The 13,592-nt window shown below is 36.0% G+C and carries 8 protein-coding genes; 4 read left to right on the forward strand and 4 right to left on the reverse strand.

Going from position 1 to position 13,592, the window contains the following annotated elements; translation table 11 throughout:
- The first annotated feature begins 7 nt into the window (after positions 1 to 7).
- The 4 genes from NBT05_RS16335 to NBT05_RS16350 all read left to right on the forward strand — a co-directional run bounded on the left by NBT05_RS16335 (position 8) and on the right by NBT05_RS16350 (position 6,000).
- Positions 8 to 2,413, forward strand: coding sequence for a 3-hydroxyacyl-CoA dehydrogenase/enoyl-CoA hydratase family protein (locus tag NBT05_RS16335; protein WP_265770971.1), 2,406 nt, complete (start codon positions 8 to 10; stop codon positions 2,411 to 2,413).
- Between the two features lie 48 nt (positions 2,414 to 2,461).
- Positions 2,462 to 2,821: a four helix bundle protein gene (locus tag NBT05_RS16340; RefSeq protein ID WP_265770972.1), complete on the forward strand. Its 360-nt coding sequence runs from the start codon at positions 2,462 to 2,464 to the stop codon at positions 2,819 to 2,821.
- A 57-nt stretch (positions 2,822 to 2,878) separates the two neighbouring features.
- A complete protein-coding gene (locus NBT05_RS16345; RefSeq protein ID WP_265770973.1) occupies positions 2,879 to 4,072 on the forward strand; it encodes an acetyl-CoA C-acyltransferase in 1,194 nt (397 codons plus the stop codon).
- A 116-nt stretch (positions 4,073 to 4,188) separates the two neighbouring features.
- Positions 4,189 to 6,000 carry an acyl-CoA dehydrogenase family protein gene (locus NBT05_RS16350; RefSeq protein WP_265770974.1) on the forward strand — a complete coding sequence of 604 codons (1,812 nt, stop codon included), beginning with the start codon at positions 4,189 to 4,191 and terminating at the stop codon, positions 5,998 to 6,000.
- Between the two features lie 260 nt (positions 6,001 to 6,260).
- Here NBT05_RS16350 and NBT05_RS16355 read toward each other — a convergent pair whose 3' ends face one another.
- The 4 genes from NBT05_RS16355 to NBT05_RS16370 form a co-directional block, all read right to left on the reverse strand.
- On the reverse strand, positions 6,261 to 9,881 hold the full coding sequence (locus tag NBT05_RS16355) for a T9SS type A sorting domain-containing protein (protein ID WP_265770975.1): 3,621 nt from the start codon (positions 9,879 to 9,881) through the stop codon (positions 6,261 to 6,263).
- A gap of 1,031 nt (positions 9,882 to 10,912) precedes the next feature.
- A complete protein-coding gene (locus NBT05_RS16360) occupies positions 10,913 to 11,674 on the reverse strand; it encodes a LytR/AlgR family response regulator transcription factor (protein ID WP_265770976.1) in 762 nt (253 codons plus the stop codon).
- Positions 11,675 to 11,683: 9 nt separating this feature from the next.
- Positions 11,684 to 12,328, reverse strand: a complete 645-nt coding sequence (locus NBT05_RS16365) for a sensor histidine kinase (protein ID WP_265770977.1) — start codon at positions 12,326 to 12,328, stop codon at positions 11,684 to 11,686.
- 406 nt (positions 12,329 to 12,734) lie between these two features.
- Positions 12,735 to 13,526, reverse strand: coding sequence for a hypothetical protein (locus tag NBT05_RS16370; protein ID WP_265770978.1), 792 nt, complete (start codon positions 13,524 to 13,526; stop codon positions 12,735 to 12,737).
- Positions 13,527 to 13,592: the final 66 nt, after the last annotated feature.

The following is a 13,592-nucleotide window of genomic DNA, read 5'->3' on the forward strand; positions in this document are numbered from 1 at the left end:
GTTCTATATGAAGAGAAATATAAAAAAGGTAGCTGTCATAGGATCCGGAATTATGGGTTCCGGTATAGCCTGCCACTTCGCAAACATCGGTGTCGAAGTTTTATTGTTAGATATAGTTCCTCGAGAACTTACTGATAAAGAAAAAGCCAAAGGGCTTAGCCTTGAGGATAAAGTAGTACGTAACCGTTTAGTAAACGAAGCTTTGGCTACCGCTTTAAAATCAAAACCCTCTCCCATTTATCATCAAAAATTTGCCAGTCGGATTACTACCGGAAACCTGGAGGATGATATTGCGGGAATAAAAGAAGTTGATTGGATTATTGAGGTAGTTGTAGAACGCCTGGATATAAAAAAGAAGGTTTTTGAAAACCTAGAAAAGTACAGAAAAGAAGGAACCCTAATCACTTCGAATACTTCAGGTATTCCTATAAAATTCATGAGTGAAGGGCGAAGTGATGATTTTAAGAAGCATTTCTGCGGAACCCATTTCTTTAATCCTGCCCGTTATTTAAAGTTATTTGAAATTATTCCGGGACCTGAGACTTCGGATGAAGTCTTAAGTTTTCTCAATACTTACGGAGAAAAATTCTTAGGAAAAACATCAGTGGTAGCTAAAGATACACCTGCTTTTATCGGAAACCGTATCGGAATCTTTAGTATTATGAGCCTTTTTCATATGGTAAAGGAGATGGACTTAACGGTAGAAGAGGTAGATAAATTAACCGGCCCGGTCATTGGTCGACCAAAATCGGCAACCTTCCGGACGGTTGATGTAGTAGGTTTAGACACCCTAGTACACGTTGCTAACGGAATTGCTGAAAATTGCCCGGATGACGAGCGTCATGAATTATTTAAACTCCCGGATTTTATTTCAACCTTGATGAAAAATAAGTGGTTGGGAAGTAAAACCGGACAAGGTTTTTATAAAAAAGAACGAAAAAAAGACGGAAGTTCAGATATTCTGACGCTAGATCTAAATACAATGGATTACCGGGAGAAAAAGAGAGCCTCCTTCCCTACCCTGGAAATGACAAAAACCATTGACAAAGTAGTAGATCGTTTTAAAGTATTGGTAAACGGAAAAGACAAAGCCGGTGAATTTTACCGAAAAAACTTTACTGCCCTTTTTGCCTACGTTTCTAATCGAATTCCTGAAATTACTGAGGAATTTTATAAGATTGATGATGCGATGAAAGCCGGTTTTGGTTGGGAACACGGTCCCTTCCAGATTTGGGATGCCATCGGAGTAGAAAAAGCAATAGAACTAATGAAAGCCGAAGGGTATGAACCTGCAAGTTGGGTAAACGACATGATTGCTTCCGGCAGTACTTCTTTTTATACTATAAAAGATGGAGCTACCTACTATTATGATATTTCAAAAAAGGAACAGGTAAAAGTTCCGGGACAAGATGCTTTTATTATTCTGGATAACATCCGTAAATCCGCAGAGGTATTTAAAAATAGTGGAGTTGTAGTAGAAGATTTGGGTGATGGTATTTTGAATGTAGAATTTCAAAGTAAGATGAACTCGATTGGCGGGGATGTTTTGGCTGGCTTAAACAAAGCTATTGATATAGCAGAAAAAGATTTTCAGGGATTAGTTGTCGGTAACCAGGGGGCTAATTTTTCCGTTGGTGCTAATATCGGAATGATTTTTATGATGGCGGTTGAGCAGGAGTATGATGAGCTAAACATGGCTGTAAAATACTTCCAGGATTCCTGTATGCGCTTACGCTATTCGGCGATACCCACTGTAGTAGCTCCCCATGGAATGACCTTAGGTGGCGGTTGCGAAATGACCTTACATGCAGATAAAGTAGTTGCTGCGGCAGAGAGCTATATCGGACTTGTTGAATTCGGTGTCGGCGTAATTCCCGGAGGTGGCGGATCTAAGGAAATGGCTCTACGTGCTTCGGATATGTTTCAAAAAAATGATGTGGAATTAAATGTATTACAAGAACATTTTTTAACTATTGGAATGGCAAAAGTATCCACTTCGGCTTACGAAGCTTATGATACTAATATCCTTCAGCAAGGGAAGGATATTGTGGTTGTCAACAAAGATCGCCAAATTGCTACTGCAAAGGCTTACGCACAATTAATGGCAGAACAAGGCTATACCCAACCCATCCGACGTAAAGATGTAAAAGTTTTGGGTAAACAAGCTTTAGGAATGTTTCTGGTAGGAACAGATGCCATGGAAGCCGGTAAGTATATCTCTGAACATGACAAAAAGATAGCCAATAAACTAGCCTATGTCATGGCTGGAGGTGACCTATCTGAAGCCACCATGGTATCTGAACAGTACTTGCTGGACTTAGAAAGAGAAGCCTTTTTATCCTTAACCACAGAACGCAAATCCTTAGAACGAATCGAACATATGCTGAAGAAAGGGAAACCGTTGAGGAATTAGTTAATAGTTAATAAGAAACTAGACGCTAGACAACTAGATACTAGACTTATGAAGAGACATAATTTTAAAAAATTAAAGATTTGGCAGGATAGTATAAAATTGGTTAGCGATAGTTATGAACTAACTAAAACTTTTCCTGATTCTGAAAAATTTAATTTGTGTTCTCAAATGAATAGATGTGCCGTTTCCATTCCTTCTAATATTTCGGAAGGATCTAGTAAAAGCACAAATCGTCATTTTAAAAAATTTCTGGAAAATAGTCTGGGATCAGCTTTTGAATGGGAAACACAACTGATTGTTTCTTACAACGAAAATTATGTAGATAAAGAAAAATTTGAATATTTAGAAAATAGAATTTTACAAATACAGAAAATGATTGGTTCTTTTATAGATAATCTTAAAGAATAAAATCTAGTTTCTAGCTTCTAGATTCTAGATTCTCGTTTTCAAAATAACAATTATAGAATGAGTAGAACGGCATACATAGTAAAAGCATATAGAACCGCGGTGGGAAAAGCACCAAAAGGAGTATTTAGATTTAAAAGACCGGATGAACTGGCAGCAGAGACGATCGAACATATGATGAAAGAACTGCCGGATTTTGATAAAACCCGTATTGACGATGTGATCGTAGGGAACGCAATGCCAGAGGCAGAACAGGGATTAAACGTTGCTCGTTTGATCTCACTGATGGGATTAAAAGTAGAGGATGTACCCGGAGTGACGGTAAATCGATACTGTGCTTCCGGAATAGAAACGATCGGGATGGCAACAGCCAAGATTCAATCCGGAATGGCAGATTGTATTATTGCGGGAGGTGCGGAAAGTATGTCTTACATCCCTATGGGTGGGTATAAACCTACCCCCGACTACCAGGTAGCCAAGTCTGGTAATGAAGATTATTATTGGGGAATGGGACTAACTGCAGAAGCAGTAGCACACCAGTTTAAAGTGTCTCGTGAAGACCAGGATGAATTTGCATACAACTCGCATCAAAAAGCATTAAATGCACAGAAAGAAGGGAAGTTTGACGAACAGATTGTTCCGATTGATATTGAACATGTGTATGTAGATGAAAATGGAAAAAAAGCGACAAAAAATTATACCGTAGCTCAGGATGAAGGTCCGCGAGCAGATACTCGATTGGAAATTCTGGCAAAATTACGTCCGGTTTTTGAAGCCGGAGGTAGTGTTACTGCTGGTAATTCTTCGCAAATGAGTGACGGAGCCGCCTTTGTATTAGTGATGAGTGAAGAAATGGTCAAAGAATTAAACCTAGAACCTATCGCACGACTGGTTAATTATGCTGCTGCTGGAGTAGAACCTAGAATTATGGGGATCGGACCGGTAAAAGCGGTACCCAAAGCTTTAAAACAAGCAGGCTTAAAACAGGAAGATATTGAACTAATTGAATTAAATGAAGCCTTTGCTTCACAGTCTTTGGCAGTAATCCGCGAACTAGGATTAAACAAAGACATCATTAATGTAAATGGAGGGGCAATTGCATTAGGACATCCATTGGGTTGTACCGGGGCTAAGCTGTCCGTCCAGTTGTTTGATGAGATGCGTAAAAGAAACCTAAAAGGCAAGTACGGACTAGTCACCATGTGTGTCGGTACCGGACAAGGCGCCGCTGGGGTTTATGAATTTTTAAATTAGACATTAGATGGGTAGACTCTAGATTCTAGACTTAACCTTTTAATAAAATAAGTTAATTATAAATAATAAAATCTAGGCTCTAGTTTCTAGTAGTCTAGTTTCTTAATAAAAAAGTTATGAGTACAGAAACGATAAATAAAGAGATTTTAAGAGGAGGACAGTTCCTGGTAAAAGAAACGAAGGCAGAAGATGTATTTACACCCGAAGATTTTACAGAGGAGCAAAAAATGATGCGTGATAGCACTAAAGAATTTGTAGACAGAGAATTGTGGGCGCATTGGGAGCGTTTTGAAAAGAAAGATTACGCTTACACCGAAGAATGTATGCGTAAAGCTGGAGAACTAGGCTTATTAGGAGTCGCAGTTCCTGAAGAATACGATGGTCTGGGAATGGGCTTTGTCTCGACGATGCTGGTTTGTGATTATATCTCCGGAGCCACGGGTTCTTTTAGCACCGCTTTTGGAGCACATACGGGGATTGGTACGATGCCTATCACCTTATACGGAAATGAAGAACAAAAGAAAAAATACGTACCTAAATTAGCTACTGGAGAATGGTTTGGTGCCTACTGTTTGACAGAGCCCGGTGCAGGGTCTGACGCAAATTCAGGGAAAACCAAAGCTGTTTTATCTGAGGATGGGAAACATTATTTAATTTCCGGACAGAAAATGTGGATATCCAACGCTGGTTTTTGTAACCTGTTTATTGTTTTTGCCCGAATTGAAGATGATAAAAATATTACCGGATTTATTGTTGAAAATGATCCTTCTAACGGAATATCCCTGGGTGATGAAGAAAAAAAATTAGGGATTCACTCCTCCTCTACCCGTCAGGTGTTCTTTGAAAATACAAAAGTATCCGTAGACAATATGTTGTCTGAGCGCGGAAACGGTTTTAAAATAGCCATGAATGCTTTGAATGTTGGCCGAATCAAATTGGCTGCGGCTTGTTTAGATGCACAACGTCGGGTGATCAATGAGGCCGTAACTTATGCGCAGGAACGTATTCAATTTAAAACCCCAATTATCAATTTTGGAGCAATTAAAGCCAAAATTGCAGAAATGGCTACTAATACCTACGTTGATGAAGCGGCCAGCTATCGGGCTGCCAAAAATATTGAAGATCGAATTGCAATTCGTCAATCCGAAGGAAATTCACATCAGGAAGCAGAGTTAAAAGGTGTAGAAGAATATGCTATTGAATGTTCTATCTTAAAAGTAGCAGTTTCTGAAGATGTTCAAAATACCACGGATGAAGGAATTCAAATTTTGGGAGGTATGGGATTCTCAGCAGATACCCCTATGGAGTCTGCCTGGAGAGATGCTCGTATTGCTAGAATTTATGAAGGTACTAATGAAATCAACCGAATGCTTGCCGTAGGTATGCTGGTTAAGAAAGCTATGAAAGGCCATGTGGATTTACTAGGCCCAGCTATGAAAGTTGCCGATGAATTGACCGGAATTCCTTCTTTTGACATGCCGGATTATTCCGAATTATTTGCAGAGGAAAAAGAATTATTGGGAAAATTAAAAAAGGTATTCCTAATGGTTGCAGGTGCAGCGGTTCAAAAATTCGGACCAAAATTAGAAGAAAACCAACAATTGTTATTAGCAGCAGCAGATATTCTGATCGAAATTTATATGGCGGAATCTGCCATTCTACGTACTGAGAAAAATGCAAAACGCTTTGGTGAAGCTTCTCAGGAAACTCAGATTGCTATGTCGCAGTTATATTTATACAACGCAGTTGATATTATCAATCAAAAAGGAAAAGAAGCTATTGTTTCTTTTGCCGAAGGTGATGAACAACGTATGATGTTAATGGGTTTAAAACGCTTTACCAAGTATGCAAACCAACCTAACGTAGTGGCATTACGTACCACAATTGCAGATAAGGTTGCCGAAGAGAAGGGATATTTTATCGCATAATGTAATATGTAAGCGAATTAATATTATTTTTAGTATTAACGTTGTATTGTTCAATAACCGTTCTTTATTGAATTAGAGAACGGTTTTTTTAGCTTATAATTTAGTATTCTTACAATATTTACTACGCTACCGAACAAAGGTTATTTAATGTTGATTTAGCTATAGCTACATAGCTAAAGAATTAGACAAAATTATAAAAGCCCTGAGAAAAAATTCCCAAGGCTTTCGAGTTTGTGTTGTAGGTGTTACCTATTTAAAATTTACTGCTTTAAAAATTTTACAATACCAGTGGAAGTTTTTAAGAAATACATACCGGCACTTAAATTACTTACGTTTATACGATCGCTAGCTTGCGTTGATAGGATTAGTTGTCCTGAGATGGTATAAATTCTGTAATTAGCATTTACGATTTCTTCCTGACCACTAATAAATAATACATCAGATGCGGGATTAGGATATACGGATAAAGTTGTCTCTTCTGCACTTTTTAAAGAGGCAGTAGAACGTACCTGTCCTCTTACTACATTCACATCCATATATCGTGTGAATTCTCGGGTTTTACCTGCACTATCCCTAAATCGAATTAGTAAACGCATTCTATATTTTTGATTGTTTGGTAATGCGCGTGATGGTTCGGTACTAGTAGGTATGGTAAAAGCAAAGTCAACATTTTCAGCCTCTTTAGGTGATGTTCTATCTCCTACGGTAACCTGACGACTTGCAACTCTGACAAATTTATTATTCCTGGTAGTAACTATTAAGCCAAATTGAACGGATCGAAGTATTTGGTTTTCTTGTACCCGATAAGAAATCGTTTGCGTAGTACGTGCTCCGATACGTTGTTGTCTCGTAAAGTTTTCCCAACGTATAAAAGTATTTCCTGATGGTCTTGGCGGATTAGTAGTACTTGACGGTGAAGATTCTACGCTTACATCAGTAAAACTCAATGTAGTTATCACATTACCTGCCGTATCTGTAGTTTGCAATCTGACACGAAGCGTGTATTTTTCACCTGTTGCCAATTCGCTACTAAGAGGAGTTGCCGGAGTAGTAAAATTAAAAGTTTGTGTACCGGAATTAGGACCAGCAGGAACTTCCAGGTTAGTTTGTGGTGCTATTTCTCGTATAAAAGTATTGGTATTAGCGTCACGTACTATTAATCCGAATTGAAGCAAGCTAAGGCTTTGTGAATTTTGAAAAGAGTAAGAAATTCGTTGTCTTTTGCTTTCTCCTATAGTAAGATTAGAACTACTGGTTTCCCAGGCTACAGTATTTGCAGCCGATATGGTTACCGGGGTAATCTCAGAAGTAAATTTATCATTTCCTGCGGCATCTTTAGTACCTAAAATTACCCTGATGGCATAACGTTGCCCTGCCGGTAAACCACTTGAAGGTACAATGTTATTAGGAACCGTAAAACTAAAGGTCTGGGTATCTCGCTGTTTTATATTTCTAGCTACAGATGGAAAAACCTGTGGTGTAATAGCAGAGACTACACTATTATTGTTAGAACTCACCACAAATAATCCAAATTGGGTAAAATCAGGTGTTTCTGAAGGTAGTGTATTATGAGTAATCGTTTGCTGCGTAGTAGCTCCTAAAGAAAATTCAGTAACTGAATTCGTATCCCAGGTAATTTCTGAGGCCGTAATATTCCCAAATATAGCTACCGGTACCTGAAACTCTTCAATGATGTCAGCGCCTCTTCCGTTCACTTTGGTAACTAACCTGGAGCGTATAGCATACCCCTGATTTTGAGGTAAATTTGCAGAGACTACTGCATTAGAAGGAATCGTATAATTAAATCTAACAGTATTTGAACTAGAGCCTCGTGCATTTACAGGAGTAACAGACGATACTGACCGGACTACGGCATTCGTATTTTTATTGATAATCACCAGTCCAAAATCTACGGATTGTAATACCTCATTTGCTTTTCTAACCTCATAAGAAATGCTTTGATTGGTATTTTGACCGGTTGTAAATTCACGTGCGCTTGTATTCCATGTAAGAAAGTTATCGCTAAGTGACCTAAATGACCATCTTGCATCATCTCCCAGCTCTCTAGGTATGCGCGCTCCACTATTAGGCGCTTTCTGTCTTGCGGTTACCAGATTAACTACATCATTAGGTGTAGCAGCAATAGCAGACTGCTTCTCATTTCCACCCGGAAAAATCACAAAATCGTTACCTCTTTTTTGAAAAGACCAAAAAGGTAGTCTGTTTACTAAACTTGATCTAAAGTTGTTAAAGGTATTTTTTGCAAAAGGGAAAAGATTAGGTAGATTATTAGGATTACCTATAATATTACTCTCTGTAAAGGGAATGTCCAGTTCCAGGTATTCGTTGGTCGCAACATTTTGTATCGTATAATAAAATGGTGGAATAAAGGTTACCCTCCATCTGGTAGCACTATTTGAGGCACTTGTAGTACTTAATCGATCGTTATTGCTGTTAGGTATCATCTTTTTAGTAGTACCTTTATTTACAATTTCGTAAATTCCATCTCTAAGTAAAGGCTTAGGAGGTGCAAAATTTCTTATGATTGTTCTATTAGCAGGAAAATCACTGTTAAAACCTCTGTTTCCTTGGGGTAGATTCACCGTTAAAGATCCTATTTTATTACCTAACCCGGTATTTCCCGAAACGGTAAGTCCATTAGTTACAAACTCTCCCGGAAGGTCCGAAGATCTGGGAGATATGGGTTCTTTTCCTGCATTCTCATAAAAAGTAAGATTTATCCAAACAGATCTTCCAACAGAGTTTACAAACTCCCTGGCACCAGTAAAATCATTATTGCGTATCGTTAAATTATTTGGAGCATAAGCAGAAAGAAAGTATAAATATAATCCGGTAACCTTGTTTCCGGAAATGTCAATATCGCTCACCCCCTGTAATTCTCTGTCAAAAGTTATAATTTTACTTCGGGCGTTGTTACAATTAAATAAGTTGTTAATAATCTTAAAATTACTGGAAAACTCTTCTACTCTAATATGCTCAACAACTCCTTCAGAATCTCTAAATTCATTATTATTAACGATAACATCGGTACCTCTGGAAGAAGCTCCGATACCAGTATCTATAAATAGGCACTTTTCAATTCTTGTCCCGTTATGATCCCATACGATTGGGTACGAAGTATTTCCTCCGTCTATTGAAATACCCCGGTCATTAAATTCGATTTTACTTCCTGGAGCTACCGCATTACCGGCACTATTAGCTTCGTTTCTAGGTTCAAAAGTACAGTTTGTAAAAGTAACTCTAGAATGTTCATCTACGTTTCCGGTTCTATTGAACCATACCCCAATCACATTAAAGTTAACGATAGAAACATTATTAAAAGTTCCGCCAAATCCATTTCCGACGGCTACCGCATAACCTCCTCCTACAATTTTTACGTTATCTAATTCTATCCCGGTATACTCATCATTTGTATCCAGGTCACCATCAGTATAGGTAGGATGAATCAGGTTAAAAAAGACATTAAAACGTTGACCGGTGGTCTTTACAAATTCCAGACCTTGCATTTTAATATTATCAGCTCTAAAAACCACATTCTCACAGTTAATAAATCGGGTTCTGATATTTCTGTTATCTGCCCCTCTTCCGGAAAGGTTCGGAGTAATTGAACGAGTAGTTACTCCTCTTAAAGTTACTCCTTCCGGAATTGATAGTCCTCTATTTTCTAAGTTATAAGTAGATGACCTAAATTCAATGATAGCTCCGGGATTACTTCTGATTACTCGTTGGATTTCGGTATTTAAAGGTTTTGAAGAGTCTCTTTCAGCATCGAAGTTTACAACCGTCTGTGCTTGAAAGCTGAAGATACATAGGAGTACAAAGACTGCCCCAAGTATCTTACTGGTATAATTTAAATTCATAATCGTGTTATTAAATATATTAAGTTAAATGAGTGTATTAAATCCGTAATTAATAAAAGGAAAGAAAGTATTTATAACACTTTAGGATGAACTAATAAATTAACAACGATAAAAACAGCTTGTGGTAATGAATCATGTCCGATTTGCAAACATATGACCTATTCAGTAGACCCTACTTTACCGTTTTTATTGAATTTTAGTCTTAAAGTAGTTTATCCCAATTTTTAATGATTTTAATGTTAAATAGAAAGAAATTTTATCTTTTTATATGCTTTATTTTTATACAACTTCCCCATTGCGAGATAAAAATAAACTATTTTTATAAGTATATGCAAATATTTTATAAATTATTTTACACAATCAATATTATTACGCATGTATTTTTATCAAATAGACAAAAATTAATTATTTAACCCTCCCTTAACGTGGATTACAAAGGAGTGTTTGATGTTAATCTATGAACAAAGGTAAATTTGAATTGCTATTATAAATTTGACCAATTTTCTTAGTGAAATAATAATTCTACTTGATCCATAATTGTATTTATAATGGATTTTTGAAAGTATGTATAGGCTTAGTTAGTACTATGATGAAATCTTCAGGAAAGTAAGTTTAAATCCGCCTTAAACAATACCGCTAGTACATTTGGGAAAAAAGCGTCAATTTGAATGTTTTTTTTGCAATAAAATAAAGAAAAAATAGCCTGTCCTTATCTTAATTGAGGATATCGAAACCTTCGGTTTAACTCAGGATTACATAATTTTTTTGACTAAAATCCTTATGATCTTGAGTTGGGTCGAAAGACTCTATAGTTCTACTGATTGTAGATAAAGTAAACTTCTTCCTTTAGTCGAAGCATTCAAACCAATAGATCTTATAATCATTATTACTCAAATATGCCACAAGTTAAAAATTATAAGGCTATAAGAGAAAAATCTATATCCTTTAATGTTATGTAGCTACTCATTTTTATAAAGGTTTATGGTAGTCTCGAAGTTTATTATTAATAATCTTATAAAAATTCTAAAAGATTATTGATTTAACCAATTTTTAAAATCTCCCGTTTTTTGTCGACTCACTGTAAAATCATAATTATCTCCGCCTTCTATTTTTAACTTTAAGCGATGATTAAAATAAGGTTTTATCTGAAGTACTGCATGCTTAGCGACAATCTGACCACGATTAATTTTAAAAAATTGTTTTGGAGAAAAAGAATTAAATAATTGGTCTAAAGTTTCATCGATAATAAATCGCTTACTTTTAGTCACCCCAAAAGTCACACTATTTTCTGAATAACAAAACAACAGATCTTCAACTTTTAACAGAAGCAATGTATCACCTTGTTTAATAAGAATACTCTCCCGAAAATTTTGCACTGGTTCCGGAAGCATTTGTTTTACTAATTGACTTAAGGTTTCAGGAGACAATCCCTTAGGGCGAACTGTTTCTTTAAATTTAGATAATGCAACTTGTAAGTCTTCCAAGCGTATTGGTTTTAAAAGATAATCAATACTGTTTACTTTAAAGGCCTGAATTGCATATTGATCAAATGCTGTTGTAAATATTATGGGTGTTTCTACCTTGACTTTTTGGAAAATTTCAAAACTCAAACCATCGGCCAACTGAATATCCATAAATACTAAATCTGGCATCTTGTTATTCTTTAACCAAAATACAGAAGCTTCTACCGAATCCAAAACTTCCAAAATAGTACATTCAACATCAATTTGAGTTAGTAATTTTCTTAATTGATTAACCGCCCGGAATTCATCTTCAATGATTAATACATTCATAAGTAAACTTTAAGTCAGTAACGGAAGTGAAACAATAAATTGATCTTCTGTTTGTTTAATTGAAGGTAACCTTTTGGCTATAAGCTGGTAGCGTTTACATATATTTTCTAAGCCTTTTTTTGTTGAAGGAACAATAGAAGATTTAGGTTGAAGTGTATTAGATACGATTAGTTGTTCTGTAGCCATTTCAATACGTATTTGAAGTGGTTTTGATTTAGAAATAATATTGTGTTTGATCACATTTTCAATTAATAGTTGAATACTCATAGGCACTATTTTATGGTTATTACCACTTTGTGCGATTTGCCATACTACCTGTAAATTATCACCAAATCTTTCTTGTTGAATATGCAAATACGCTTTGGCAAATTTCAGCTCTTCAGAAAGCGATACCAAATCCTGGTGTTTGGATTCCAGAATAAACCTGTAAATTTCAGAAAGTTGATCAACAAACTTTTTAGTAGTCTCTTTAGACTCCTGGTCAATAATATCTCGAAGTGTGTTTAGGGTATTAAACAGAAAATGGGGTTGTGATTGATTGCGTAACGTATCTAGTTGCGCCTGTATTCTGAACTGTTTTACTTGTTCTTCCTTTCTAATATATTCTTTTAAACGCACATGATAATAAATAACTTCATAAATCCCCTGTACCATAACACTAATTATGAATACGGATACTAGTACCTCGTGTCTTTGCTCATATCTATAATGATTATTAAAAATGAAATTTAGTATTAAGGAAGTCGTAAAATCGATAGTAATAATAGAACACAGAAGTATTATCAAGAGTATAAAAAAACGTTTAAAAGTCTCTTCAAAAGCTGAAAAGCGTTGTCTTAATCGTATAATTACATAGCGCATAAAAAACCAGTTACAGGATGTAATGAATAAAGAGATACCCCAATTAAGTAAAGCTTGCACCAATGGTAGACGCTTAAAAGAATTATGGTTGAATAAAAAGTCAGTAACGAAGGAAAGAACAACTATTCCGATAGCTACAAACCAAAAATCATTAAAGCCTAAATATTTTATTCGCTTATCTTTATTTAGTAACATAGAATTAAAAAGTGGTAAGTCCTTGTTTAGCACGATAAAAAACCCAACCTAACCAAATTGCGTATAATAACGCGAATAAAAGTACAAGAATTAACTGATTTCTTGATTTTTTAATAGATATGGAACGTAACCAAACCGCAAATAAGGGAATAATTTGTAACCCGTGGACTCCAAAAAAATGAGCAATACGTATATCTCCGGCAACCGTACTCCAGTTGAGAATAGCGATACCTTCTCCTCCATCGACAACACCCACATTATGTGCCATCTGACTGATCATCTGACCGCCTACCCAACTGCCAACTAAAATTATTAACCAACCAAAACCTATTGCTAATTGCACGACAGTAGCTACTTTCATACGTAATCGAATAGTCTCTAACAGAAAATAAAACATGATAAGCACATTAATTGCAATCAAAATACCCATAGAGGCAAATAATAGTCCGTCTAAAGGATTAGAAATGTTGTAATGAGATTGAACTCCCCTACCAGCCTGAAAAAGAATAATTAAATATTCCAGTAATAATGTAAATGCAACCGTATAAAGTAATAGATTTCGCCATTTATTTGAAAAAGGATAAAATATACTAAAATATCCTACGGTAAATATATAAACTGCCCCGGATACCGCAAATTTTAAGGGTTTGATCCATACGTTGACCCCTGTTAAGGTGCGGTCATCCACAAATATAGCTAGCGTACAAAAAGCTGCGCAAAGTACATGAAATAAAACTACTTTGTATAAGAAAGAATTAGTATTCTTTACTGTTTTGATTGTTGAAAATAGTGCCATAATGTAATATTTAAGTACTCGTTTGACTCTAAATAGAGACCTTTTTAATGATTTTGAAGAAAAGTT

The sequence above is a fragment of the Aquimarina sp. ERC-38 genome, assembly GCF_026222555.1.
In the GTDB taxonomy this organism is placed as follows: domain Bacteria; phylum Bacteroidota; class Bacteroidia; order Flavobacteriales; family Flavobacteriaceae; genus Aquimarina.